General features: G+C 61.6%; 25 protein-coding genes and 5 tRNA genes. 11 read left to right on the forward strand and 19 right to left on the reverse strand.

Translation table 11 applies throughout. From position 1 onward, the window contains the following. Positions 1 to 13 precede the first annotated feature (13 nt). The 7 genes from flgG to flgB all read right to left on the reverse strand — a co-directional run bounded on the left by flgG (position 14) and on the right by flgB (position 4,998). Positions 14 to 799 carry a flagellar basal-body rod protein FlgG gene (gene flgG, locus APH44_RS06565; protein WP_054891900.1) on the reverse strand — a complete coding sequence of 262 codons (786 nt, stop codon included), beginning with the start codon at positions 797 to 799 and terminating at the stop codon, positions 14 to 16. 48 nt (positions 800 to 847) lie between these two features. Next, on the reverse strand, positions 848 to 1,588 hold the full coding sequence (locus APH44_RS06570; protein ID WP_054891901.1) for a flagellar basal body rod protein FlgF: 741 nt from the start codon (positions 1,586 to 1,588) through the stop codon (positions 848 to 850). A gap of 209 nt (positions 1,589 to 1,797) precedes the next feature. Then, on the reverse strand, positions 1,798 to 1,980 hold the full coding sequence (locus APH44_RS06575; RefSeq protein ID WP_054891902.1) for a hypothetical protein: 183 nt from the start codon (positions 1,978 to 1,980) through the stop codon (positions 1,798 to 1,800). A 72-nt stretch (positions 1,981 to 2,052) separates the two neighbouring features. Beyond that, entirely contained in the window at positions 2,053 to 3,411 is a 1,359-nt protein-coding gene (gene flgE / locus APH44_RS06580) for a flagellar hook protein FlgE (protein WP_054891903.1), read from the reverse strand. A 30-nt stretch (positions 3,412 to 3,441) separates the two neighbouring features. Beyond that, positions 3,442 to 4,128: a flagellar hook assembly protein FlgD gene (flgD, locus tag APH44_RS06585; RefSeq protein ID WP_054891904.1), complete on the reverse strand. Its 687-nt coding sequence runs from the start codon at positions 4,126 to 4,128 to the stop codon at positions 3,442 to 3,444. 16 nt (positions 4,129 to 4,144) lie between these two features. Then, on the reverse strand, positions 4,145 to 4,588 hold the full coding sequence (flgC, locus tag APH44_RS06590; RefSeq protein WP_054891905.1) for a flagellar basal body rod protein FlgC: 444 nt from the start codon (positions 4,586 to 4,588) through the stop codon (positions 4,145 to 4,147). A gap of 2 nt (positions 4,589 to 4,590) precedes the next feature. Continuing rightward, entirely contained in the window at positions 4,591 to 4,998 is a 408-nt protein-coding gene (gene flgB, locus APH44_RS06595; protein ID WP_054891906.1) for a flagellar basal body rod protein FlgB, read from the reverse strand. 342 nt (positions 4,999 to 5,340) lie between these two features. On the opposite strand from flgB, the gene APH44_RS06600 reads away from it, so the two are divergent. After that, a complete protein-coding gene (locus APH44_RS06600) occupies positions 5,341 to 7,950 on the forward strand; it encodes an autotransporter outer membrane beta-barrel domain-containing protein (RefSeq protein ID WP_082420826.1) in 2,610 nt (869 codons plus the stop codon). Between the two features lie 115 nt (positions 7,951 to 8,065). On the opposite strand, the gene cheR is transcribed toward APH44_RS06600, so the two are convergent. Beyond that, a complete protein-coding gene (gene cheR / locus APH44_RS06605) occupies positions 8,066 to 8,893 on the reverse strand; it encodes a protein-glutamate O-methyltransferase CheR (RefSeq protein WP_054891907.1) in 828 nt (275 codons plus the stop codon). Between the two features lie 49 nt (positions 8,894 to 8,942). Next, positions 8,943 to 9,872, reverse strand: a complete 930-nt coding sequence (locus APH44_RS06610; protein WP_054891908.1) for a chemotaxis protein CheV — start codon at positions 9,870 to 9,872, stop codon at positions 8,943 to 8,945. A gap of 67 nt (positions 9,873 to 9,939) precedes the next feature. Here APH44_RS06610 and flgA point away from each other — a divergent pair, with 67 nt between their 5' ends. The 4 genes from flgA (at position 9,940) to APH44_RS06630 (ending at position 12,545) form a co-directional block, all read left to right on the forward strand. Further along, positions 9,940 to 10,692 (forward strand): flagellar basal body P-ring formation chaperone FlgA, encoded by a 753-nt coding sequence (gene flgA / locus APH44_RS06615; protein WP_054891909.1) that lies wholly within the window; start codon positions 9,940 to 9,942, stop codon positions 10,690 to 10,692. A gap of 199 nt (positions 10,693 to 10,891) precedes the next feature. After that, positions 10,892 to 11,206, forward strand: coding sequence for a flagellar biosynthesis anti-sigma factor FlgM (flgM, locus tag APH44_RS06620; protein ID WP_054891910.1), 315 nt, complete (start codon positions 10,892 to 10,894; stop codon positions 11,204 to 11,206). Between the two features lie 46 nt (positions 11,207 to 11,252). After that, positions 11,253 to 11,720, forward strand: coding sequence for a flagella synthesis protein FlgN (locus tag APH44_RS06625; RefSeq protein ID WP_054891911.1), 468 nt, complete (start codon positions 11,253 to 11,255; stop codon positions 11,718 to 11,720). 81 nt (positions 11,721 to 11,801) lie between these two features. Continuing rightward, complete coding sequence (locus tag APH44_RS06630) at positions 11,802 to 12,545, forward strand: flagellar brake protein (protein ID WP_054891912.1); 744 nt, start codon at positions 11,802 to 11,804, stop codon at positions 12,543 to 12,545. A gap of 88 nt (positions 12,546 to 12,633) precedes the next feature. On the opposite strand, the gene APH44_RS06635 is transcribed toward APH44_RS06630, so the two are convergent. From APH44_RS06635 to bkdR, 3 genes are all read right to left on the reverse strand, one after another. Continuing rightward, positions 12,634 to 13,974 (reverse strand): MFS transporter, encoded by a 1,341-nt coding sequence (locus tag APH44_RS06635; protein WP_054891913.1) that lies wholly within the window; start codon positions 13,972 to 13,974, stop codon positions 12,634 to 12,636. A 126-nt stretch (positions 13,975 to 14,100) separates the two neighbouring features. Beyond that, positions 14,101 to 15,342, reverse strand: coding sequence for a glutamine synthetase family protein (locus APH44_RS06640; protein WP_172964819.1), 1,242 nt, complete (start codon positions 15,340 to 15,342; stop codon positions 14,101 to 14,103). 226 nt (positions 15,343 to 15,568) lie between these two features. Then, complete coding sequence (gene bkdR / locus APH44_RS06645) at positions 15,569 to 16,054, reverse strand: Bkd operon transcriptional regulator BkdR (protein WP_054891915.1); 486 nt, start codon at positions 16,052 to 16,054, stop codon at positions 15,569 to 15,571. 197 nt (positions 16,055 to 16,251) lie between these two features. Here bkdR and APH44_RS06650 point away from each other — a divergent pair, with 197 nt between their 5' ends. From APH44_RS06650 to APH44_RS06670, 5 genes are all read left to right on the forward strand, one after another. Next, the gene (locus APH44_RS06650; RefSeq protein WP_054891916.1) at positions 16,252 to 17,484 is read left to right on the forward strand and encodes a 3-methyl-2-oxobutanoate dehydrogenase (2-methylpropanoyl-transferring) subunit alpha; all 1,233 of its coding nucleotides are present in this window, start codon (positions 16,252 to 16,254) and stop codon (positions 17,482 to 17,484) included. Position 17,485: 1 nt separating this feature from the next. Beyond that, positions 17,486 to 18,544, forward strand: a complete 1,059-nt coding sequence (locus tag APH44_RS06655; RefSeq protein ID WP_054891917.1) for an alpha-ketoacid dehydrogenase subunit beta — start codon at positions 17,486 to 17,488, stop codon at positions 18,542 to 18,544. Beyond that, complete coding sequence (locus APH44_RS06660) at positions 18,545 to 19,813, forward strand: dihydrolipoamide acetyltransferase family protein (protein WP_054891918.1); 1,269 nt, start codon at positions 18,545 to 18,547, stop codon at positions 19,811 to 19,813. 2 nt (positions 19,814 to 19,815) lie between these two features. Beyond that, positions 19,816 to 21,195 (forward strand): dihydrolipoyl dehydrogenase, encoded by a 1,380-nt coding sequence (lpdA, locus tag APH44_RS06665; protein WP_054891919.1) that lies wholly within the window; start codon positions 19,816 to 19,818, stop codon positions 21,193 to 21,195. 231 nt (positions 21,196 to 21,426) lie between these two features. Next, positions 21,427 to 21,990: a hypothetical protein gene (locus tag APH44_RS06670; protein ID WP_226938338.1), complete on the forward strand. Its 564-nt coding sequence runs from the start codon at positions 21,427 to 21,429 to the stop codon at positions 21,988 to 21,990. Between the two features lie 136 nt (positions 21,991 to 22,126). Here the strand turns inward: APH44_RS06670 and APH44_RS06675 are convergent. Next, a tRNA-Arg gene (locus APH44_RS06675) sits at positions 22,127 to 22,198 on the reverse strand. Between the two features lie 628 nt (positions 22,199 to 22,826). Between APH44_RS06675 and APH44_RS06680 the strand changes: the two genes are divergently transcribed. Continuing rightward, positions 22,827 to 23,153, forward strand: a complete 327-nt coding sequence (locus APH44_RS06680) for an Arc family DNA-binding protein (RefSeq protein WP_029613963.1) — start codon at positions 22,827 to 22,829, stop codon at positions 23,151 to 23,153. A gap of 62 nt (positions 23,154 to 23,215) precedes the next feature. On the opposite strand, the gene mgtE is transcribed toward APH44_RS06680, so the two are convergent. The 6 genes from mgtE to csrA all read right to left on the reverse strand — a co-directional run bounded on the left by mgtE (position 23,216) and on the right by csrA (position 25,871). Next, positions 23,216 to 24,658 carry a magnesium transporter gene (gene mgtE, locus APH44_RS06685; protein WP_054891920.1) on the reverse strand — a complete coding sequence of 481 codons (1,443 nt, stop codon included), beginning with the start codon at positions 24,656 to 24,658 and terminating at the stop codon, positions 23,216 to 23,218. A 364-nt stretch (positions 24,659 to 25,022) separates the two neighbouring features. Further along, positions 25,023 to 25,099: transfer RNA gene (locus APH44_RS06690), tRNA-Arg, on the reverse strand. 87 nt (positions 25,100 to 25,186) lie between these two features. After that, positions 25,187 to 25,263 (reverse strand) — tRNA-Arg (locus APH44_RS06695). Positions 25,264 to 25,335: 72 nt separating this feature from the next. Next, positions 25,336 to 25,412: transfer RNA gene (locus APH44_RS06700), tRNA-Arg, on the reverse strand. Positions 25,413 to 25,519: 107 nt separating this feature from the next. Then, a tRNA-Ser gene (locus tag APH44_RS06705) sits at positions 25,520 to 25,610 on the reverse strand. A 72-nt stretch (positions 25,611 to 25,682) separates the two neighbouring features. Further along, a complete protein-coding gene (csrA, locus tag APH44_RS06710) occupies positions 25,683 to 25,871 on the reverse strand; it encodes a carbon storage regulator CsrA (protein ID WP_043209419.1) in 189 nt (62 codons plus the stop codon). Positions 25,872 to 25,875: the final 4 nt, after the last annotated feature.

The raw sequence follows: 25,875 nt of genomic DNA on the forward strand, positions 1-25,875 counted from the left end.
CTAGAGCCAGGACTTACAGTTGCTGGGTGACGAACGACAACATCTGGTCGGCGGTGGAGATGACCTTGGAGTTCATCTCGTAGGCACGCTGGGTGGTGATCATGTTCACCAGCTCTTCGACGGTGCTGACGTTGGAGTTTTCCAGGGTCTTCTGCAGGGTGGTGCCGAAACCGTTCAGGCCCGGGGTACCGACCTGCGGCGCACCGCTGGCAGCGGTCTCGAAGAACAGGTTGTTGCCAATCGCCTGCAGGCCGGCCGGGTTGATGAAGTCCGCGGTCTGGATGTTGCCGATGATCTGCGCGGCCGGGTTGCCGGTGGTGGTGATCGAGACGGTGCCGTCCTGGCCGACGGTGAAGGTCTGCGCCTCCGGCGGCACGACGATGGCAGGCTCCAGGGCGAAACCGTTGGCAGTCACGACCTGGCCATCGGAGTTCAGGTGGAAGGTGCCGTCACGGGTGTATGAGACAGTGCCGTCGGGCTGCAGGACCTGGAAGAAACCACGACCATTGACCGCGAGATCCAGCGGGTTTTCGGTGGTCTGCAGGCTGCCGGTCTGGAAGTTCTTCTGGGTGCCGACGATGCGCACACCGGTACCGACCTGCAGGCCCGAAGGCAGCTCGCTGTCCTGGGTCGACTGGGCACCAGGCTGGCGCTTGGTCTGGTACAACAGGTCCTGGAACTCGGCACGGTCACGCTTGAAACCAGTGGTCGAGACGTTGGCCAGGTTGTTGGAGATGACCGTCAGGTTGGTGTCCTGTGCGGACAGGCCGGTTTTAGCGACCCAGAGAGCCGGAAGCATTTAGTGTTCTCCTCGTGCGCCTGTTTTACGGCACTCGTTCAAAAGTGGTTAGCTGATTTGCAAAACCCGAGCCATGGCTTCGTCGCCCTGCTCGGCTGTTTTCATCATCTTGACGTGCAGTTCGAACTGGCGAGACAGGGCCAGCACCGAAGTCATCTCTTCGACGGCATTGACGTTGCTGCCTTCGAGGAAGCCCGACACCACGCGGACATTGACGTCCGCATCGGCCGGCTGGCCGCTGTTGGTGTGGATCAGGCCGTCGAGGCCTTTGCTGATGCTCTTGATGTCGGGGTTGACCAGCTTGATCCGATCGACCTCGGCCATGACACGCGGGTCTTCGCCCATGGCGCGGATGCTGATGGTGCCATCGTCACCGACCTCGACCTTCTGCTCGGGCGGAATGGCGATCGGGCCACCGTTGCCGATCACCGGCATGCCATTGCCGGCGCGCAACACGCCGAGGGCGTCAATGTTCAGGCTGCCGGTGCGCACGTAGGCTTCGCTGCCATCCGGGGCCTGCACGGCGATGAAGCCATTGCCACTGACCGCCACGTCCAGCTCGCGACCAGTCTCGATCATCGGGCCTGCGGTAAAGTCGGTGGCAGGCCGCTCGCTCATGGCGAAGGCACGCGCCGGAAAGCTGTCGCCGAACACCGGCATCGAGCGCGCCTGCTCCAGGTCACGCTGAAAACCGGTAGTGGAAACGTTCGCCAGGTTGTTGGCGTGGGCCTTCTGTGCCACCGCATTCTGGGCGGCGCCGGTCATGGCCACGTAAAGCATCTTGTCCACAGTCATCCTCCGCTGCACTGGCGATCGATTGCCGCTCACCGTTGCTGTGCAGGCTTTAAAGCAAGTTCCGAACCAACTTTCTCCAAGGCAAGAAAAAGCCCGTGATTACGGGCCTTTAGCGGTTTTCGTCGAGGGTGCAACGTCGGTTATCCGGCGCTGCTTTGCCGCTGGCGGCAAGGGGGTGCCAAAGTTCAGCAATAGCAGTGTTGCTAGTCGCGACACCCGCCATTGTTGTATGGCCCGGCAAACCGCTTCCAGCCCTCCCCCGGCGACCACTGCGAACACACCAGTCGCCCATCCACCTGACTTTCCCAACGCCACCACGGCGCGGTTCCGGCCTGAGCCTGGAGCAGACACAGCGCCGCAAGCAGCGCGACAGCCAGCTTTTTCATGATCCCTCCTGCAAAAACAACGAACCCCTTCACGGGAAAGGGGTTCGTCCAGACACGCTCAGCCAGCGACCATCAGGTCATCTGGATGATGGTCTGCATGATGGTGCTTTCGGTGGAGATGGTCTTGGCGTTGGCCTGGTAGTTGCTCTGCGCCTTGATCAGCTCGACCAGCTCCTGGGTCAGGTTGACGTTGGACGCCTCCAGGGAGTTGGACTCGACCGAACCGAGGGTGCCGGTCTTCGGCGCATCGATGCCCGGAATACCCGAGGAGAAGGTTTCCTTCCAACGAGTACCGCCAATCTGCTGCAGGCCCTGGTCGTTGGCGAAGCTGGCAATCGCAACCTGGCCGATGGCGCGGGACTGCTGGTTGCTGAAGCTTGCGAACATCACGCCGGTGGAGTCGATCGACAGGCTCGACAGGATGCCAGTGGCATAGCCGTCCTGGTTCTGCGACATGCGCGCGGTCTCGGTGTTGTACGAGGTGGTGCTGTTCATGGCCAGGCGCATGCCGTCGGCATTGCCATCCGAACCGTTGGCCGCCCAGTTGCCTGCGGCATCCTTCGCGGCCGGGATCCAGCCCTTGAGGCTGAAGGTGTTGTTGGTCACGCTCCAGTTGGCCGCCGGCACCGTGGTGTTGTCGGTGGTCATGGCCTTGATGCTGCCGTCGGAGTTGAAGGTCATGGTGCCGGTCAGCGGCGTGGTGCTGCCCGGGTTGAGCGGGTTGCGACCATCGACCAGGGTGTACATGGTCCACTCGTTGGTGCCGGTCTTGCGGTAGAACTGCTCCATGGTGTGCTCGTTACCCTGGCTGTCGTACACCTTGGTCGGGAAGGACTTGGTGTAGGTCGACTGGTCGGCCGGGTCGAACGGCTTGTTCGGCACCATCACCGGCGGGGTCGCGCCGTTGGACACTTCCAGCGGGATGGTGGCGGCGGAGGAGTTCAGGTTGATGCCCTGGTCGATCAGGGTGGTGGCCTTGGGGGCCAGCGCCGAAGTATCGATCTTCAGGTTGGTCAGGATGCCCTTCTGGATCTTGCCGGTGCTGTCGGCAGCATAACCTTGCAGGTTCAGGCCATCGGAGGTGACCACGTTGTTGTCCTTGTCGGTGCGGAAGGCACCGGCACGGGTGTAGGTCAGCGAGCCGTTGTCGGAGAGAACGAAGTAGCCCTGCCCCTGGATACCCATGTCCAGCACGTTGCCGGTGTTGTTCACGTCACCCTGGGTGAACTGCTGCGACACCGCCGCCAGGCGCACACCGTTACCGACCTGGTTCTGGCCCACGCCCAGGCGGTTGGCACCGGCGTAGACGTCGGCGAACTCGGCACGCGACGACTTGAAACCTGTGGTGTTGACGTTGGCGATGTTGTTGCCGGTAACGTCGAGCTGCTTGTTGGCTGCGTAGAGACCGCTAAGGCCGATATTGAAAGACATGCTTTGCTCCTTCTGCCGAACAGGCCGGCCTTAGATTCCGATGGTTTGTACTTTGGAGATGCCGACCTTGCCGATACCTGCCAGGTTGAGCATCATCTCGCCGCCAGTGCCGCCCACGGTGACACTGGTGACGGTGGCTGGCAGCAGCGTGTACATCTCCTGAGCCTTGCCATCGACGGTGGTCGTCGCGGTAAAGGTGTAGTTGCCCGCCGCGACCTTCTCGCCCTTGTCGTTGGTGCCATCCCAGATGAAGTCGGCAGTGCCTTTCTTCTGTTCGCCCAACTGGATGGTCTTGACGACGTTGCCATCCTTGTCCTTGATCGTGACCTTGCCGCTCTCGATGTTCTGCGGCACCACGACCTGACCATTGAAGCTCTTGGTCGGATCGACCAACGCCTTGTCGTTCTGCACGATCACCGAGCGACCGACCAGCGACGACGCCTGCAGTGCCTGGGACGAACCCAGCGAACCGGTAATGGCATTGACCGACTGGTTGAGGGTCTGGATACCCTCCAGGCTGCTGAACTGCGCCAGCTGGGCAACGAACTCACCGTTGTCCTGCGGGTCGAGCGGGTTCTGGTGCTGCATCTGGGTGACCAGCAACTGCAGAAAGGCATCCTTGCCGAGCGCGTTCTTGTCGGTCGGCTCGCTGGTTGGCTTCTTGGTGCCGTTGCTAACACCAGAATTGGCGAGCACATCATTGATATTGACTGCCATGCGTTGCGCTCCTCAATCACTGACCCAGGGTCAGCACCTTCTGCATCATGGTCTTGGCGGTGTTCATCAGTTCGGCGTTGGTCTGGAACGCACGGCTGGCGGAGATCATGTCAGCCATTTCCTCGACCACGTTGACGTTCGGGTAGTAGACGTAGCCGTCCTTGTTCGCCGCCGGGTGATTGGGCTCGTAGCGGGCTTCCAGATTGCTCTGGTCCTCGATGATCCCCTTGACCTGCACACCCTGGCCGGCCTGGCCCTGGTCGTCGAACAGCGACTGGCCGGCACCGTTCTGGGCCTGCTCGAAGGTGGTGGCGAACACGGGGTGGCGCGCGCGGTAGGTCTGATCGATGCTCGAGGAGACGGTCTCGGCGTTGGCGATGTTCGAGGCGACGGTGTTAAGGCGCGTGTTCTGCGCGCTCATGCCGCTACCGGCGATGTTGAAGACACTGGCAAGGGACATGGTCACTCTCCACGCAGGGCCGATACCAGCCCTTTGAATTTACTGTTGAGCAAGGTGAAGCTGGCCTGGAAGTCGATCGCGTTCTGCGCATAGTTCGACTGTTCGATCTGGGCATCGACGGTGTTCTGATCGATCGACGGCTGCATCGGCGTGCGGTACTTGAGGCTGTCGTCGGCCATGGCCAGGCCTTCGGCCTCGATGTGATGGCCGTTGGTGCGGGTCAGCGAGATACGCCCGTTGCTTTGTTTGTCCGCCTCGGCGGCAAGCACCGAGGAGAAGTCCATGTCACGCGACTTGTAGTTGGGCGTGTCGGCGTTGGCGATGTTGTTGGCCAGCACCTCGGCGCGCTGGGCGCGGAAGCCCAGTGCCTTTTCATGGATGCCGAGGGCCTTGTCGAAGCTGATGCTCATGTCGGGGAACCTTCGAAGGTTGACCAGCGTTGCGTTGGCCAAGCTATAGCAAGGCCTGTGCCAACAGGCGCAACCCCCAGTAATACCGGGCATCGGCTGTATCAGTGAGCAGCGGCAATGCCAGAAAAGCGGCAAAGTGCTTCCGCTTGGTGGCGGGTGAGCGGCAATTGCCGAGCGGCAAAAGCGGCAATCCAAAAAATTGACGTCAACAGACCAGTGTTATTTTGCCATCACTGCGAGTAGCATTCGCGACCGCGCAGAAATGTGGCATGAGGCCACTAGTTACGGTTTCAGGCACAGCATGGATGCGCACTGTCCCCATTGCCTTCCAAGGAAGAAACCGTGTCCCCGCTGACCTATCGCAAGACCCTGCTGGCCCTGGCAATTGCCGCCTGCGCCCTGCCTGCCCACGGCCAGACCGTCCAGCTTACCGATGCCGGCTTCACCTCAAGCCACCAGAGCTACGCGAACGGGCTCGAGTTCGGCGGCAGCTTCACCAATATTTCCCGCAGTGCGATCGTGCTCGACGACGCCACCGTACAGGGCGGCTTGACCTTCAACAGCCCGGTCAACGACAACGACCGCACCACCGTGGACATGGTCAATCGCAGCGATGCCCTCACCCTGCGCAACAGCCAGGTGACCGGCGACCTGGTGAACCAGGCCTTCGTCAGGAGCACCAGCCTCGATGGCAATGCGCTGAAAATCAGCAATACCACGCTCGATGGCAACCTGATCAACCAGGGCACGCTCCAGGCCGGCACCGGCATCGGCATCATCAACCGACGAGAGGCCTACGGCATCAACCTGGCCAGCGCCACCGGTCAATCGACGCTGATCAAGGGCGACGTGGTCAATGCCCAGAATGCCAAGGTCCGCGCCTATGGCTACAACGCGATCTCCCTGAACCTGGCCGGTGCCACCGTGCAGGGCAAGATCATCAACCGCGGCGCCATCGAAAGCAGCGGCCCCAATGCCATCAGCGTCAACGCCACTTCGCGCGGCGGCGCCACCGGCATGCCAACCCGCCTGGACAGCATCGAAAACCACGGCAATATCGTCGCCAGCGATACCAACAGCCAGGCCATCGCGCTCGACGGTGCAACCCTGACCACCAGCCTCGGGCGACACATCGACAACCGTGGCTCGATCTACGCCCTGAGCGGCACCGGCATTCGCATCGGCGATGTCGCATACGACGCCCCCGGCCAGCAACCCTGGTATCGCGACCACGGCGACCTGAACATCTTCAACAGCGGCATCATCATGGCCCAGGTGGCCATCGACGCCAGCCACAGCAATCGGCCAGTCGAGCTCATCCTGCGCGAGGGCAGCCAGATCACCGGCATGCTGGACGGGCTGAGCAACATCGAGGTCGAAGGTGACAGCGAGTTCCAGGCCCACTACCTGCCCCACAGCACCCCGGACATCCGCCTCAAGCCCGATGGCTGGATCGAAGTCGGCAACCTGAGCGACGACACCCGTGCAACCTTGTCACTGACCGCGGCCCGCACCGTGATCGACGGCAACCTGTCGGTCGCCGGCAACTCGGCGCTGGGCCTGGAACTGTCCAGCGAAACCGACCCGAGCGTGGCGGTACTCAAGGTCAGCGGCACCAGCAAGTTCGAACAAGGCTCGCGCATCGCCCTGCACGCCGACGAAGAGGACTTCCAGCCGTCCGGATCGCGCTACCTGCTGGTCGAGGCCGGCCAGGTACAGCTGGTGGACACCGCCGGCCACGACCTTGACCCCAACGGCATCCAGGTCACCAGCACCTCGGCACTGCTGCGCGTGCAGAGCAGCGCGGTGGAAGACAACAAGATCTACGCGCAAGTCACGACCAAGCCGGTCGACGAGATCACCGAAATCGTCAAGGAAGGCGGCGGCAACGGCAATGCCCAGGGCGCTATCGGTAACGCCATCAACAATGGCCTCCTGGCTCAACTGCCCAAAGGCGACCCGCTGCTGGCCTACGCCGCCACCGCCGACCAGGCCCAGGTCGCGAGACTGGCCCGCCAGCTGACCCAGGAAGTCAACGGCGGCGCCCGCCAGGCGGCCACCGGAAGCCAGCGCATGATCGGCAACGCCATCAGCAGCCGTGCCAGCAGCCTGCGTGGCGCCTCTTCGGGCGAAGGCTTCAGCCAGGCCGGCGTGTGGATTCAATCGCTGTACAGCGACGCCACCCAGAACAACCGTGACGGCGTGGCCGGTTACAACGCCTACAGTCGCGGTATTGCCGTCGGCGCCGATGGCAAGTTCAACGACCAGCTCACCCTGGGCCTGGCTTACAGCTTCCTGGACACCGACGTCAACGGCAGCAGTGGCAACAAGACTTCGGTAGAGAGCCATGCCTTCACCCTGTACAGCGCCTACACCCTGGGCAACTACTTCGTCGACGCCAGCCTGACCTACGGCCTGGGCGACAACGAAGGCAAGCGCGAGATCGCTGATACCCGAGCCAAGGCCGATTACGACAGCAACCAGCTGGCCGTGAACTTGGTCGGTGGTTACACCTGGCACATCAACCCGCAACTGCTGGTCGAGCCACGCGTGGCCGCGCGCTACAGCCGTGTCGATATCGATGGCTACCGCGAGAAAGGCTCGTCCGCCGCGCTCAAGGTCGAAGATGAACGCTACGAAGCGCTCGAACTCGGCGCAGGTGTACGGGTAGCGGGCAGCTATGCCATTGGCGTCGGGACCCTGGAGCCGCAGTTGAAGCTGATGGGCTACCACGACTTCGCCGCCGACCAGACCAACAGCACCTCGACCTTCCTGCTTGGCAACACGCCATTCGTGACCCGCGGCGCGAGTGCCGTGCGCAACAGCTACGAGGCGGGCATTGGAGCAGACTACAAGCTGGGTGCGGTGACCCTTGGGGTCAATTACGACTACGTGGGCAAGTCGGGCTTCAATGCCGACGTGTTCTCGGCGAAGGTGCGGTACGACTTCTGATCGCAACCTCCAACGATCCTGACCTTGCCGCCTGAAGACAAAAGCAGAGGCAAGGTCTTGTGTTCGCAGTCCCGAAAACGAAAAGGCCGGTATCTCTCGATACCGGCCTTTTCATTCACTTGGCCTGATAGATGATCCCCGGACTGCACTGAACCATCTGGTAATGATCCGGCAAGCCATTGAGCGCCTCCGAAGCCCCCAGGAACAGATACCCCCCTGGCTTGAGCGTCGCATGGATACGCATGAGGATGTCTTTCTTCACCTGCGCGGAGAAGTAGATCAACACATTGCGGCAGAACACGATGTCGAACTTGCCCAGCGCCGCATAGCTGTCGAGCAGGTTGAAGGAGCGGAACTCCACCCGACTGCGAATCGCCGGTTTCACCGCCCAGCGCCCCGGCCCTTTCGGGTCGAAGTAGCGCTGCAGGCGCTCCTGCGACAAGCCACGGGCAATCGCCAGGCTATCGTACTCACCGGTCTTGCAGTTATTGAGCATGGCACCGGAAAGATCAGTGGCGACGATCTGCGCCCCCATCTTCAACTGGCCCAGGTTGCTGCGCTCGAACTCATCGATGGCCATCGAGATCGAATACGGCTCCTGCCCCGACGAGCAGGCCGCCGACCACATGCGCAGGCGCTGACCGGGGTTGCTGCGGATGAACTCGGGAATCACCTTGTTCTTCAGTACTTCGAACGGATAGGTGTCGCGAAACCACAGGGTCTCGTTGGTGGTCATGGCGTCGACCACCTGCTCGCGCAGGCCGCTGCGGGGCTGGGTCTGGATGCGCTGCACCAGCTCACCCAAGCTCTTGATGCCCTGTTGCTCCATCAGCTTGTTGAGACGGCTGGACACCAGATACTGCTTATTTTCGCCCAGCAGGATGCCACAGGCTTTCTCCAGGAATACCCGGAACTGTTCGAAATCCAAATTACCCGTAGACAATGCTGCCGCCTCTTTTCAATCACTTGCGCCGGGGCTCGCCCCGGCCGTTTCAATGCGTTGCCTTGATACGATCGACTACGCGCTGGGCCAGGTCGTCCGGCTTGAACTTTGCCAGGAAGTCGTCAGCGCCAACCTTCTTGACCATCGCCTGGTTGAACACGCCCGATAGCGAAGTATGCAGGACGATGTGCAATTTTTGCATGCGCGGATCGTTACGAATCTCGGCGGTGAGGGTATAGCCGTCCATTTCCGGCATTTCAATGTCGGAGATCATCATCAGGAACTCGTCTTCCGGCCGCTTGCCTTCATCCACCAGCTTGCGCAGGTAGTCCAGCGCCTGGCGGCCGTCGTTGAGCGCCACCACCTCCACGCCCACGGTCTGCAGGCAACGGCTGACCTGCTTGCGCGCCACCGACGAATCGTCGACGGTCAGCACCCGCAGCAACACGGCCTTGTCCTGCACCTCGGCATCGACCACGCCGGCGGAGACCGACTCCGAGGACGGCGCCACTTCCGCAAGCACCTTCTCGACATCGACGATCTCGACCATGCGGTTGTCTACCCGGGTGACCGCCGTCAGGTAGTGATCACGCCCGGTACCCTTGGGTGGTGGGTGGATCTCTTCCCAGTTCATGTTGACGATGCGCTCGACCGAGTGCACCAGGAAACCCTGGGTCTTGGTGTTGTACTCGGTAATGATCACGAAACTGTTGCGGGTCTCTTCTTTCAGGCCCGGCAGCCCCGTCGCCATCGACAGGTCGAGGATGGGGATGGTCGCCCCACGAATGTTCGCCACACCGCGCACCACCGGATGGGACTTGGGCAACAGTGTCAGCTCCGGGCACTGCAGCACTTCCCGGACCTTGAACACGTTGATGCCGTAGAGTTGATCGCCATTGAGACGGAACAACAGCAGCTCGAGGCGATTCTGTCCAACCAGTTGCGTGCGCTGGTTGACCGAATCCATAACGCCAGCCATGCCAGACTCCTTCTATTTTTCTGCTCGCTTGCCAACAAGTCGGCACGGGCTTTGCTTTTTTGAGCGTATGTATACGAAAACGACATTTTTCCGACGACTGACGCGCCTGCTGGCCATCCCCCTGGCCATTGCATGCCTGCTCGCATCCGGCGCCCGCACGCGGGCGGATTCGTTTACCTTGCCTGAACAGCTTATCGGTGTCACCCAAGGGTTTCTTGAATTCACCGTCGAAGACTACATGACGCGCACCCAGACCGTGGGGCGTTATGACATCCAGGTCAACAATCTCGACCCACGCCTGCGCATGCCGGTGTGCAGCCAGCAACTGGACGCCTCGCTGGAAAGCCCGGCACAGCCGCTTGGGCGAGTGACGGTGCGGGTGCGTTGCGACGGTACTTCGCCCTGGACCGTGTTCGTGCCAGCACAGGTCAAGCTGTTTCGCGACGTGGTGGTCATGACCCGCCCGCTCAAGCGCGAAAGCGTGATCGGTGAAGGTGACGTGGCCCTGCGCGAGCGTGACGTCAGCACCCTGGGCCAGGGCTTTCTGAGCGAACTCGACCAGGCCGTGGGCATGAAGCTGCTGCGCCCGACCGTCCTCGACCAGGTCCTGACGCTGCAGCAACTGGAACAGGCGGATGTGATTCGCAAGGGCGACCACGTGGTGATCACCGCCCGCAGTGGCGGCCTGAGCGTACGCATGCCAGGCGAAGCCCTGAGCAAAGGCGGCCTGACCGAACAGATCCGCGTGCGTAATCTCAACTCCCAGCGCGTGGTCAAGGCCACGGTGGTCGGGCCGGGCCAGGTCGAAGTGGCGATGTAGAAAGAAGCCGCCGGCGGATCCTCGCCGACGAAATAATGCAGGGCCCCGGGACTGGCGGCGATGAACCGCTTTTCCTAAACTGTGTCAGAAATCGGGATACGCGGGTTTGCTGACGGACGGCAAAACATTTGTGCCTAAAGTTTGTTTCGAGTTAGCCGAAACAAAGGCAAGCGTCCTATTTACCCAGAGGTTTCTGATCATGGTCATCGACTTCAGTCGTTTGAATAACTCTCCGTCCATAACGGGCGGCGTTCGCGGCAATGCCGCATCGGGCAACACCGAAAAAACCGGTGCTGCCAGCGATGCAGGCAAGCCTGCCAGCGTCAGCGGAGAAGCGGTACACCTCAGTCAAGAGGCCCAGCAGTTGCAGAAGATCAGCGACAAGCTGCGCGATCAACCAGCAGTCGACAGCGCCCGTGTGGCCCAGTTGAAGCAGGCGATCGCAGACGGCAGCTACCAGGTCGATGCCGGCCGGGTCGCCAGCAAACTGCTTGATTTCGAAGCGCAGCGCTAACCTTACGGTGCGCTGACTTCCAGGACGCCAGAGCCAAGAGCCAGCCATGCACGACACCACACTGCTGCAACTGATCGAAGACGACATCGCGCCGACCCAGGAACTGCTCGACCTGCTCCAGAAGGAAACGGTCGCCCTGCACGGTCGGGACATGCAGGTGCTGGAGACCATCCTCGCCCGCAAGCAATCGCTGATCGTCTTGCTCGAGCAGCAGGGCATGCGGCGCAATCACCTGCTCAACGGACTCGGCCTCAGCGCCGACCGGGCAGGTGTGCAGGCCGTCGCTGCACAATCGCCCAACGGCGAGATCATCCTGCAGCAACTCGATGTGCTGACCCAGTTGATGGACACCTGCCAGAAGGTCAACGAGACCAACGGCCGGGTCATCCAGGTGCAACAGCACGCCACGGCCAACCAGATCAGAATCCTCAACGGCGGCGACTCTCCGTCGCTGTACGACAGCCGTGGCACCACCTCCCCCATGGACAAGCCCCGGGCGATCAGCCAGGTGTGATTATTCCTATTCAAGGCACGGAACATACTGGCAAAATGCCGTTACTTGCGTGTGTCGTTTTTGCCTGGAGATTGATTACCCGTGTTCAATGAGTCCGATGCTCCTCAGCCACCAAAAGTGCTGACCACTCCTCTGGAGATTTCGGCGAACCTGCGCCAGCTGATGGACAGCCACGATCCGCTGATCATCAGCTTCCATGAGCGCAGCCAGCGCTTCCAGAGTTACGTGGTACAGGTGGACCGGGACGCCAACGTTCTGGCACTGGACGAAATGATCCCGCGTGATGGCGAGAAATTCATCGAGAACGGCGAACCCTTCCGTGTCGAAGGTTTCCACGATGGCGTACGCATTGCCTGGGAGTGCGATACTCCGCTGACCATCGGCGAAGTCGATGGCCACCGCTGCTACCGCGGCCCGCTCCCCACCGAAATGACCTACCACCAGCGCCGCAATGCTTTCCGCGCAGCGCTGAAACTGTCGCAACTGGTCGACATCATCCTCGACGGCACCCACCTCAAGGGCAACGGCGCGCTGCGCGGCAAGCTGCTCGACGTGTCCGCCACCGGCTGCAAGCTGCGCTTCGACGGCAATGTCGAAGACCGCCTGCAACTGGGCCAGGTGTACGAGCGCTTCAAGGCAGCCAACCCCTTGGGCCTGACCGACGTCATGGTGGAATTGCGCCACCTGCACTTCGAAGAGCGGATCAACACCACCTTCGCCGGTGTGCGCTTCCACAACCTGAATGGGCAAAGCCAGCGCAAGATCGAGAGCTTCGTGTATCAGTTGCAGCGCGAAGCACGGCGGTTCGACAAGGACGACTACTGATCGTCTGGCTCAAATGAAAAACGCCACCGATCGGTGGCGTTTTCGTTCTGGTCCGTGGGGCCCCGCGACAGGGCCGGCACAGCCTGCGTCAAACCGACTTGTCTGCCTCGGCCTGCGGCGCCTTGGCAGCTGTGCCCTTCTCTTCCTCGGCCTCGGTATCCTCCGCCGCCACCGGCGCCTGCATCACGTCCTGCACGGTCTGCTCGTCGACCCGCGGGTCGAGCGCAGCCGACAGAGGCGAACCTGCCGCCGGCATAGCCACGTGGCCCAGCGGTGCATCCTGCACCTGGTGCAGCCCGGTGACCGCCTTCGGCCGAATACGCCACACCAGCACCAGGGCAAAGAAGGTGAAGAAGGCATAGAGCATCTGTGCGCCCAACGCCTTCATCAGAACGCCCGCCACCAGCGGACCGATGCTCGCACCCACGCCATAGGTGACCAGCAGCATCGCCGTCAGCGATACCCGTCGCTCGCTTTCCACGTGGTCATTGGAGAACGCCACGGCCAATGGATAGAGGCAGAACTGCAGCAACGAAACGATGAAGCCTGCCGCGAACAGCAACTCCAGCGGCACACTGGGCAACAGCGCCAGCGGCAGCGAAACCACCGCCAGGCCGATCGATACACTGCGGATCAGCACTGCCCGATCGTAACGATCCGACAGCCAGCCCAGAGGCCATTGCACGAGAAGCCCGGCAAAAATACAGCAACCCATGAACAGACCGACCTGCTCGGTGCTCAGCCCCTGGCGCGCCGCATACAGAGGGGCCAGACCATAGAAGGAACCGACGATCAGGCCCGCGCCAAGCACAGTACTCAACGACTGCGGTACCCGCTTGATGAAGAACTTCGGCTCCATCGGCGCCGGCCGCAGCGGCGCCGGGTGAATGCGCCGGGTCATCGCCACCGGCACCAGGCACAGGGCGAAGCACATGGCGACCAGCATCAGCAGCTCAGGCCCCAGTGCCGGATGCACCACCAGGATCAACTGACCCAGCACCAACCCGAGGTAGGACGCGATCATGTAGCCGCTGAATACCGCACCGCGCTGCTTGGCGTCGGCCTGTTCGTTGAGCCAGCTCTCGATGACCATGTACTGGCACATCATGCCCAGGCCCACGATCATTCGCAGGCCGATCCAGGCGGGCACGAAGTTGGTCATCCCATGCCCGAGCACCGCCGCGCCGACGATGCCGGCACAGGTGGCATACGCACGAATGTGCCCGACCCGGGCGATCAATCGGTGACCGACCTTGCCGCCCACTGCCAGGCCGAAATAGTTGGCCGCCATCAGCGCACCGACCCAAAGACTGTCGACATGGTCGGCAGCCAGGCGCAACGCCAGGTAGGTACTCAACAGGCCTGAGCCGATCAGCATCATCAGGGCGGCGAAGTACAACGAGCGAAATGACTTCCAGATCTGGCGCATGCGTCCCCGCGGGCTCCTTGGGCAGGTGTGGTGCTGCTGGCAAGCATAAGGGCAATTTCCCGGACGCGGGCCCCTGGCAATGAAAAAAAGCCAGGAGCGGCGCGCCGGGCAAAGCTTCTGTCGCGATCAGGCCTGCGCGGCCAGCACCCTACGCTCCCACGGCGTGATCTCATCGAAGAAATCCGTCAATTCCAGGGTCTTGGTGGCGACGTAGCCTTCGATGAACTCCTCGCCAAACAGTTCCCGCGCCAACGTGCTGCGACGCAGGCGCTCGATCCCCGCGTGCAGCGTGCAGGGCAGACTCAGGTGCTCGGGCACCGCGAACTCGCCCTGGATCGCGGGCGTGGGTTGCAGCTTGCGCTCGATACCCTGCAGCCCGGCCGCCAGACTTGCGGCGATCGCCAGGTAAGGGTTGGTGTCGGCCCCAGGCAGGCGGTTTTCCACACGTCGCGCCACCGGCGAACTGGCCGGGATGCGCAGGCCGGCAGCGCGATTATCCTCGGACCAGCAAGCATTGTTCGGCGATGCGTACGGGTGGCACAGACGCTGGTAGGAGTTGACGTTGGGCGCGAACAGGGCGGTGAAGTCGGCCATGCACGCCTGCAAGCCGCCGATGAAGTGATGGAAGGTGTCGGTTGCCCTGCCCTGTTCGTCACTGAACACGTTACGGCCGGTGCCGATCTCCACCAGGCTCTGGTGGATGTGCATCGAACTGCCAGGGGTATGCGCCAGCGGCTTGGCCATGCAGACCACGGTCAAACCGTGCTTGAGCGCAACCTCCTTGAGCAGGTGCTTGAACAGGAAGGTCTGGTCGGCCAGCAACAGCGGATCACCGTGCAACAGGTTGATCTCGAACTGACTGACGCCCATCTCGTGCATGAAGGTGTCGCGTGGCAGGCCCAGTGCTGCCATGCACCGGTAGACCTCGCTGAAGAAGGGGCGCAAGCCATTATTGGAGCTGACGCTGAAGGCCGAATGGCCCAGCTCGCGACGCCCGTCCCTGCCCAGCGGTGGCTGGAACGGCTGGCCCGGATCACTGTTCGGGGCGAACACGAAGAATTCCAGTTCGGTGGCCACCACCGGCGCAAGCCCCAGCGCCGCATAACGGGCGATCACCGCCTTGAGCAGGCCACGGGTCGAAAGCCCCGAGGGCGTACCATCGAGCTCGACCGCATCGCAGATGGCCAGTGCCCGAGGGCTGTCGCTCCAAGGCAGGACATGGGTTTGCCCAGGGTCGGCGACCAGCGCCAGGTCGCCATCATCGCTGCCGTAGAACTTCGCCGGCGGGTAGCCGCCCATGATGCATTGCAGCAGCACGCCACGCGCCATCTGCAGGCGCCGGCCTTCGAGAAAGCCCTCGGCGGTCATCACCTTGCCGCGCGGGACGCCATTGAGGTCGGGGGTGACGCATTCGATTTCGTCGATGCCGGTCAGGCGCTCGGTCGTCATGACGCTGGTCCTTGTTGTTTTAGGCATGCCGCGAACGGCGACAGCCACAACATAGGCCGGGGGTGTTTAAAATATCAAGCACCCTGTAGAGCGGTGGCGACGCCTATCGCTGCGACTTGCCCCGCGACAGGGCCTGCACTGACAACTACTCGCGCAAGGTCATGCCATTGGCCGGCAACGGCAACGCCGTCTTGTAGCGCACCTGCTTGAGCGCAAAGCTGGAGCGGATATTGGCCACCCCCGGCAGCCGCGTCAGGTAATCGAGAAACCGCTCCAACGCCTGGATGCTCGGCAACAGCACGCGCAGCAGGTAATCCGGATCGCCTGTCATCAGGTAGCACTCCATCACCTCGGGTCGCTCGGCAATCTCCTCCTCGAAGCGATGCAATGACTGCTCCACCTGCTTCTCCAGGCTGACATGAATGAACACGTTGACATCCAGGCCCAGCACTTCGGGCGACAGCAAGGTCACTTGCTGGCGGATGACCCCCAGTTCCTCCATCGCCTTGACCCGGTTGAAACAGGGAGTCGGCGAGAGGTTCACCGAGCGCGCAAGCTCTGCGTTGGTGATTCGGGCGTTCTCCTGGAGGCTGTTGAGAATGCCGATATCTGTGCGATCGAGTTTACGCATGAGGAAAATTCACCTGATTCTTGTGTTTATTCAGAATGTTTATCTGCGCCACGCGATAAAGGCAATGAACTTGAGAGAAAAATTCTTCGGCCCAGCCTCTAAGATGTAAATGACGCTGACCTACCAGTCACAAGCCAGTAGGCAGCGGCGGCCGCTTCAGAGCTCACAAAAACAACATTCGAGCGAGCGTAAAAAGCATGAACGAGTACGCCCCCCTGCGTTTGCATGTGCCCGAGCCCACAGGCCGGCCAGGCTGCCAGACCGATTTCTCCTACCTGCGTCTGAACGATGCCGGTCAAGTCCGTAAACCACCTATCGACGTAGAGCCCGCCGACACTGCGGACCTCTCCTACAGCCTCGTGCGTGTGCTCGACGAGCACGGCAATGCTGTCGGCCCCTGGGCCGAGGGCATTGACCCGCAGGTGCTGCGCCAGGGCATGCGTGCCATGCTCAAGACGCGCATCTTCGACAGCCGCATGGTGGTCGCCCAGCGCCAGAAGAAGATGTCCTTCTACATGCAGAGCCTGGGCGAGGAAGCCATCGGCAGCGGTCAGGCATTGGCCCTGAACCGCAGCGACATGTGCTTCCCCACCTATCGCCAGCAGAGCATCCTGATGGCCCGCGACGTGTCGCTGGTGGAAATGATCTGCCAGCTGCTGTCCAACACCCGCGACCCGCTCAAGGGCCGCCAATTGCCGATCATGTACTCGGTGCGCGAGGCGGGCTTCTTCACCATCAGTGGCAACCTGGCGACCCAGTTCGTGCAGGCGGTCGGCTGGGCCATGGCGTCGGCGATCAAGGGTGACACCAAGATCGCCTCGGCCTGGATCGGTGACGGCGCCACAGCCGAATCCGACTTCCACACCGCCCTGACCTTCGCCCACGTCTACCGCGCCCCGGTGATCCTCAACGTGGTCAACAACCAGTGGGCGATCTCCACCTTCCAGGCCATCGCCGGTGGCGAGTCGACCACCTTCGCCGGCCGCGGCGTGGGCTGCGGCATCGCCTCACTGCGGGTCGACGGCAACGACTTCATCGCCGTGTACGCCGCCTCGCGCTGGGCCGCCGAACGTGCCCGCCGTGGCCTGGGCCCGACGCTGATCGAATGGGTCACCTACCGCGCCGGCCCGCACTCCACCTCGGACGATCCATCCAAATATCGCCCTGCCGACGACTGGAGCCACTTCCCGCTTGGCGATCCGATCCTGCGCCTCAAGCAGCACCTGATCAAGGCCGGCCACTGGTCCGAAGAAGAGCACCAGGCCGTCAGTGCCGAGCTCGAAGCCGAGGTGATCAAGGCACAGAAGGACGCCGAACAGTTCGGCACCCTCGCCAATGGCCACATCCCCAGCGCCGCCTCGATGTTCGAGGATGTGTACAAGGAAATGCCCGATCACCTGCGCCGGCAACGCCAGGAACTGGGGGTTTGAAATGAACGATCACAACAACAGCATCAACCCGGAAACCGCCATGGCCACCACTACCATGACCATGATCCAGGCCCTGCGCTCAGCCATGGATGTCATGCTCGAGCGCGACGACGACGTGGTGGTCTACGGCCAGGACGTCGGCTATTTCGGCGGCGTGTTCCGCTGCACCGAAGGCCTGCAGACCAAGTACGGCAAGTCGCGGGTATTCGATGCACCGATCTCCGAGAGCGGCATCGTCGGCACCGCCGTGGGCATGGGCGCCTATGGCCTGCGCCCGGTGGTGGAAATCCAGTTCGCCGACTACTTCTACCCCGCCTCCGACCAGATCGTCTCGGAGATGGCTCGCCTGCGCTATCGTTCGGCCGGCGAATTCATCTCGCCGCTGACCCTGCGCATGCCCTGCGGCGGCGGCATCTACGGCGGCCAGACCCACAGCCAGAGCCCCGAAGCGATGTTCACCCAGGTCTGCGGCCTGCGTACGGTGATGCCATCCAACCCCTATGACGCCAAGGGCCTGCTGATCGCCTCGATCGAGTGCGACGACCCGGTGATCTTCCTCGAGCCCAAGCGCTTGTACAACGGCCCGTTCGACGGGCACCACGACCGCCCGGTAACCCCCTGGTCGAAGCACCCGCACAGTGCCGTGCCGGACGGCTACTACAAGGTGCCGCTGGACAAGGCGGCGATCACCCGCCCCGGCAACGATGTCACCGTGCTGACCTACGGCACCACGGTCTACGTGGCCCAAGTGGCCGCCGAGGAGAGCGGCGTCGACGCTGAAGTCATCGACCTGCGCAGCCTCTGGCCGCTGGACCTGGAAACCATCGTCGCCTCGGTGAAGAAGACCGGGCGTTGCGTGGTGGTCCACGAAGCCACCCGTACCTGCGGCTTTGGCGCCGAGCTGGTTTCGCTGGTCCAGGAGCATTGCTTCCATCACCTCGAAGCGCCGATCGAGCGCGTCACCGGCTGGGACACCCCCTACCCCCACGCACAGGAATGGGCCTACTTCCCTGGTCCTTCGCGGGTAGGTGCGGCATTGAAACGGGTCATGGAGGTCTGAATGGGCACGCACGTCATCAAGATGCCGGATATCGGTGAAGGCATCGCGCAGGTCGAGCTGGTGGAATGGTTCGTCAAGGTCGGCGATGTGATCGCAGAAGACCAGGTAGTGGCCGATGTCATGACCGACAAGGCCACGGTAGAAATTCCCTCGCCGGTCAGCGGCAAGGTCTTGGCCTTGGGTGGCCAGCCCGGTGAGGTCATGGCGGTCGGCAGCGAGCTGATCCGTATCGAAGTCGAAGGCAGCGGCAACCACATCGACGCACCGCAGGCCAAGCCGGCCGAGGCGCACGCCGCGCCAGCGCCAGCCCAGACGAAGATCGAGCCGCAGCCCGAAAACCGTCCGCAACCAGCGACGAGCCACGCCGCCGCGCCCATCGTCCCGCGCGAGGCGCATGAGAAACCGTTGGCTTCACCTGCCGTGCGCAAGCGCGCCCTGGATGCCGGCATCGAGCTGCGTTACGTGCACGGCAGCGGCCCGGCCGGGCGCATCCTGCACGAAGACCTCGACGCCTTCATCAGCAAGCCGCAGACCGCCCTCGGCCAGGCGCCAGCCGGCTACGGCAAGCGCACCGACAGCGAGCAGGTGCCGGTGATCGGCCTGCGCCGCAAGATCGCCCAGCGCATGCAGGATGCCAAGCGCCGCGTCGCGCACTTCAGCTATGTCGAGGAAATCGACGTCACCCAGCTCGAAGCCCTGCGCCAGCAGCTCAACGCCAAGCATGGCGAAAGCCGTGGCAAGCTCACGCTGCTGCCCTTCCTGGTGCGCGCCATGGTCGTCGCCCTGCGCGATTTCCCGCAGATCAACGCCACCTACGACGACGAGGCCCAGATCATCACCCGCCACGGCGCCGTACACGTGGGTATCGCCACCCAAGGTGACAACGGCCTCATGGTGCCAGTACTGCGTCACGCCGAAGCCGGCAGCCTGTGGAGCAACGCCAGCGAGATCGCCCGCGTCGCCAATGCCGCGCGCAACAACAAGGCCAGTCGGGAAGAGCTGTCCGGCTCGACCATCACCCTGACCAGCCTCGGCGCCCTGGGCGGTATCGTCAGCACGCCGGTGGTCAACACTCCCGAAGTGGCGATCGTCGGCGTCAACCGCATGGTCGAGCGCCCCGTGGTGATCGATGGCCAGATCGTGGTGCGCAAGATGATGAACCTGTCCAGCTCGTTCGACCATCGCGTGGTCGACGGGATGGACGCCGCCCTGTTCATCCAGGCCGTGCGCGGCCTGCTGGAACAGCCCGCCTGCCTGTTCGTGGAGTGAGCATGCAACAGATCCTCGATACCACCCTGCTGATTATCGGCGGGGGACCCGGCGGCTACGTGGCCGCCATCCGCGCCGGGCAACTGGGCATTCCCACCGTGCTGGTCGAAGGGCAGGCATTGGGCGGCACTTGCCTGAACATTGGCTGCATTCCGTCCAAGGCGCTGATCCACGTGGCCGAGCAGTTCCACCAGACCAGCCGGTATGCTGACGACTCGACGCTGGGTATCAGCGTCTCGGCACCGCAGCTGGACATTGCGCGCAGCGTCGAATGGAAGGACGGCATCGTCGACCGCCTCACCAGCGGTGTGGCGGCCTTGCTGAAGAAACATGGGGTGAAGGTGCTTCATGGCTGGGCGAAGATCCTCGACGGCAAGAACGTCGAGGTCGACGGCCAGCGCATCCAGTGCGAACACCTGTTGCTGGCGACAGGATCGAGCAGCGTCGAGCTGCCGATGCTGCCGCTGGGCGGGCCGGTGATTTCCTCTACCGAGGCCCTGGCACCGAAAAGCCTGCCGCAGCACCTGGTGGTGGTCGGCGGCGGCTATATCGGCCTGGAGCTGGGCATCGCCTACCGCAAGCTCGGTGCTCGAGTGAGCGTGGTAGAAGCACGTGATCGCATCCTGCCCACCTACGACGCCGAGCTGACCGCACCGGTAGCCGAGTCGCTGAAAAAACTCGGTATCGCACTGCACTTGGGACACAGCGTCGAAGGCTATGAACATGGCTGCCTGTCGGCACGCGACGGTGCAGGCCAACAGCTGCGCCTGGAAGCCGATCAGGTACTGGTCGCCGCTGGCCGTCGACCACGCACTCAGGGCTTTGGCCTGGAGAGCCTGGCGCTGAAGATGAACGGTGCGGCGATCGCCATCGACGAGCGCTGCCAGACCAGCATGCGCAACGTCTGGGCGATCGGCGACGTGGCCGGCGAACCGATGCTCGCACACCGAGCGATGGCCCAGGGCGAGATGGTCGCCGAACTTATCGCCGGCAAGACCCGCCGCTTCGAACCCACCGCGATTGCTGCGGTGTGCTTCACCGACCCGGAAGTGGTGGTGGCTGGCAAGACGCCTGAGCAGGCCAGCGCCGAAGGCCTGGACTGCATCGTTGCGCAGTTCCCCTTCGCGGCCAACGGACGAGCCATGAGCCTTGAATCGAAAAGCGGGTTCGTGCGCGTGGTTGCGCGTCGCGACAACCATCTGATCCTCGGTTGGCAAGCCGTCGGGGTGGCGGTTTCCGAACTGTCCACAGCCTTCTCCCAATCGTTGGAAATGGGCGCGCGGCTGGAAGACGTGGCCGGCACCATCCATGCCCACCCGACCTTGGGCGAGGCCGTGCAGGAAGCGGCATTGCGAGCTTTGGGGCATGCCTTGCATATCTGATCAGCACTGAAGCGGCGTTGGCCGTTTTGACCCGCAGCGCCTTGGGGTGCTGCGGGTCTTTTTTTGCAACAGCGGCTGTTGCCGATACCGGCAATGCGCTTCCTCCGATGGGCAATCCGCTGCCCAGGTGATACCTGTTGCTCGGCTACAACCCCCGCCAGGCTTGGCTTGAGCCAAATGGCACAGGTTTTGCCCCTTGCACAACGCGATTACCATCCAAGGAGGAAACACATGATGATCAGCCTCAACGGGCTGGGCTGGCAGACTGCATTGCAGCAGCCAAGCCGGGTCAACCATGACGCTGTGCAGGCCGATTTCATGCCGCAGCGTCAGGCAATGACCACCAGCAACACAGCAGCGCAGCAGAACAATCAAGGCAGTACCTCGCAGCAGAATGCCGAAGACGCTCGTCAGGAAGCTTTCGCCAAGCTCAAGGTGGCCCTGCAGAACCCTGACATTGGCGCACGCCAGCAGGCCAGTTCGTCGAAACCTGCAGCCAGCAATGCGCTGCAGGAGTTCCGCGACTACATGTCCAAGTCGCCAGCGGAAAAGATCAAGGAGAAGATCCTGCAGGAGCTCGGCATGACCGAGGAGGACTACAACGCCCTGCCTCCCGAGAAGAAACAGAAGATCGACGAGCAGATCGCCCAACGCATGAAGGAAGACGTCGAACTCAAGACCCAGGCCAAGCTGCAACAACAGGCTGAACGCGCAGCAGCCAACACGGCCGACATGGCCCAGGGGAGTGAGACCAGCAAGCAGCAGGAAGACAAGGAAAAGGCGCAGTCCGTCTGAATGGCATGACCGCGATGGCCGGTGCAACGCTGGCCATCACGGCAGGCTGCTGCGCAGGCAAAAACGCCTGTAGCCGAATCACCGGATAGCAGTGGCAAGCGAGAGGGAGGGAGGGAAAGGCGAGAAAGGAAGGATGTGTCCCCTGCTGGAATCGAACCAGCATCTAGCCCTTAGGAGGGGCTTGTTCTATCCGTTGAACTAAGGGGACATCACGGCGCGCATTCTACGCAAATTCAGTGGGTTGGAGAAGCCACCCGACGCGGCGCAGGCTGTCGGCGGCGAGCATGGTAACCAGCGCTCGACCGTTTGTCATGCCCAATGCTGGCATTTCCATGTAGTCGCTTTCCGCGATTTCTCACCGTCTCCAAGCTGCGAGGCGATTCAATTGCATGTTAATGGCATCGCCAGGGAATTTTTTGCGCAGGCACGGTCAAAACGTCAACGTCGGGCGCTTCGGCCTGATGGGGAACGCTTGCGTCATGTTGCATAGCCACTATGCTCAAGGATAGGGAAATCTTGCGGGTTTGATGATTTTCCCCAGGTCTTGTCGAACTTTACAAGATTTTGACAGCAAAGGCCTGACAACAGGACGAGACGGTAAAGAGTAAAACTTTTCAAACCAGTACTCATTTCTGATAATTGGTACTGGCATAAAGCCTTTACCCGGATCACTATTTGTCACAGAATTGACGCCAAGGAAACGGCGACCATGAGGCAAGATGAGCATCCAAAATCACATTACGGTTGAACATTTTGTCGTCGCGACGGTCGAACCCACTACCGTGCGGCCAATTTGAGAACCGCTTCCCCTGAACCAGAACAACCGGTCAATTTATATGCGCCCAATGAAACAGGCTATCTACTCCAGCCGCACCGCTGACAAGTTCGTCGTCCGCCTGCCTGACGGGATGCGTGAGCGCATTGCCGAGGTAGCGCGCAACCATCACCGCAGCATGAACTCCGAGATCATCGCCCGCCTGGAGCAAAGTCTCATCCAGGAAGGTGCGCTGGGCGACGAGCTGAGCATGCGCCTGGACAGCCCTGAGCTGTCCCTGCACGAACGCGAATTGCTGCAACGCTTCCGTCAACTGACCCATCGCCAGCAGAATGCGCTGGTCGCCCTCATCGCTCACGATGTGGAAATGGCTGCCGACGCCTCCTGAGGCTTCCAACGCCCACGAAAAAAGCCAGCGCAAGCTGGCTTTTTTCGTTTGAGCGGAATCCGTCAGAGCAGGAACAGTGTCGCCAGGCCAAGGAAGATGAAGAAGCCGCCGCTGTCGGTTACGGCAGTGATCATCACGCTCGAACCCATCGCCGGGTCACGCCCCAGGCGCACCAGTGTCATGGGGATCAATACCCCCATCAACGCCGCCAGCAGCAGGTTCAGGGTCATGGCCGCAGTCATCACCACACCCAGCGACCAACTGCCATAGAGCAGGAACGCCACTACCCCGATCACCCCGCCCCAGATCAGGCCGTTGATCAGCGATACCGCCAGCTCCTTGCGCATCAGACGACGGGTGTTGCCCGGCGATACCTGGTCCAGCGCCATTGCGCGCACGATCATGGTGATGGTCTGGTTACCCGAGTTACCACCGATACCGGCGACGATAGGCATCAGCGCCGCAAGCGCTACCAGCTTTTCGATCGACCCTTCGAACAGTCCGATCACCCGCGAGGCGACGAAGGCGGTGATCAGGTTGATCGCCAGCCACGCCCAACGGTTGCGCAGCGAACGCCAGACCGAGGCGAAGATATCTTCTTCCTCGCGCAGGCCGGCCATGTTGAGCACTTCGCTTTCGCTCTCTTCACGAATCAGGTCAACCATCTCGTCGATGGTCAGACGGCCGATGAGGCGATTGCTCTTGTCGACCACCGGTGCAGAAACCAGGTCATAACGTTCGAATGCTTGCGCAGCATCGTAGGCATCTTCCTCGGGCGTGAAGCTGACAGGGTCGGTCGCCATGACCTCCGCCACCTTCTTGTCCGGGTCGTTGACCAGCAGACGCTTGATCGGCAGCACACCCTTCAGAATGCCGTCGTAATCGACCACGAACAGCTTGTCGGTGTGCCCCGGCAGCTCCTTGAGCCGACGCAGGTAACGCAGTACCACTTCCAGGCTGACGTCTTCGCGGATGGTGACCATCTCGAAGTCCATCAGCGCACCGACCTGCTCCTCGTCGTAGCTCAGGGCCGAACGCACGCGCTCACGCTGCTGGGCATCGAGGCTTTCCATCAGCTCATGGACAACGTCACGCGGCAGCTCAGGCGCCAGGTCAGCCAGTTCGTCTGCGTCCATTTCCTTGGCCGCAGCCAGCAGCTCGTGATCGTCCATGTCGGCGATCAACGTCTGACGTACGGCGTCGGAAACTTCTAGAAGGATGTCGCCGTCACGATCCGAGCGCACCAGCTGCCAGACCGTCAGACGATCTTCCAGGGGCAAGGCTTCGAGGATATAGGCGATGTCGGCGGGGTGCAGATCATCGAGCTTGCGCTGTAGCTCGACCAGGTTCTGGCGGTGGACGAGGTTTTCCACCAGGTCGTTGTGCTGACCCTCCTGACGATGAGTCAGGTCCTCAACGACGCGCTGGCGCTGCAGTAGCTCGATCACCTGGGCGAGGCGATCCTGCAGGCTCTCTTGGACTTTCTTTACTTCGACTTCGGTCATAGGCGAACTCCACTCCCAGCAGCGGAGCACGCCGGGAGAATCAATCGGTCAGATCTGGCTTGATAAAGCGGATTAAGGGGTAACTACTGGGTAAGTCCATGGTGGTATTCCACAAGCCCCGGCGGGGCTGACGGGCGCAATCATACACTGCTCAAGCTGTCTGATCGCTTAAATTTTTGGCTGGAACAATCGTTTGCGCGATAAAGCTGTGACAACGCTCGAAGCCAACAGTGCGACGGCGGACAACAGCGAAAAAGCACATCGATGTGCAGCAGGGGTTTATATGGAGTCTAGTCGCGTTGCACTGACAGATTCGTGAACGGCAGAAAAGAAAAAGCCCGCTACAGGAGCGGGCTTTTTGGTGTGGCGGACTCAGGAGGATTCGAACCTCCGACCGCTCGGTTCGTAGCCGAGTACTCTATCCAGCTGAGCTATGAGTCCGTGGTGGTAGTTTTAGACCAGATTACCACTGGTTTTTGAAGCTTCTCTTCTTGAAGATTTCTCGACAAGCAAAGCCACTTCAGAAAGTGGCGGACTCAGGAGGATTCGAACCTCCGACCGCTCGGTTCGTAGCCGAGTACTCTATCCAGCTGAGCTATGAGTCCGTCGATGGTAGTTTTAGACCAGATTACCACTGGTGAAATGATGCGTCTTCCAAAGAAAACCGCCTCATTGTATGGCGGACTCAGGAGGATTCGAACCTCCGACCGCTCGGTTCGTAGCCGAGTACTCTATCCAGCTGAGCTATGAGTCCGTGTCTTGCCGCGCATTATAGTTCGCTAAACCGTTTTGCCAAGTACTTTTTCGTTTAATTTCAACGACTTAAGCATTTTGACCAGTTACAGCGCCCTACACGAAGAATGGCGGTGAAGGGGGGATTCGAACCCCCGATACCCTTATGAGGTATACTCCCTTAGCAGGGGAGCGCCTTCGGCCACTCGGCCACCTCACCGCAACACGGGGCGTATATTAACCAGACCCCTCCCCGTTTGCAAACCCTTTTTTGAAAAAAACTTCAAAAAAATTAAAGGGTTGGTTCTTCGTCCTTCTCTTTCTTGATCCGCAGGTAGATTTCCTCGCGGTGAACAGCCACTTCCTTAGGGGCACTCACACCGATTCGTACCTGGTTGCCTTTGACACCCAGGACCGTCACGGTGATCTCACCATCACCAATGATCAGGCTCTCGGCGCACCGACGAGTCAGAATCAACATAGCT

This window comes from Pseudomonas sp. NBRC 111143 (genome assembly GCF_001320965.1).
Classification (GTDB): Bacteria; Pseudomonadota; Gammaproteobacteria; order Pseudomonadales; family Pseudomonadaceae; genus Aquipseudomonas; species Aquipseudomonas machongensis.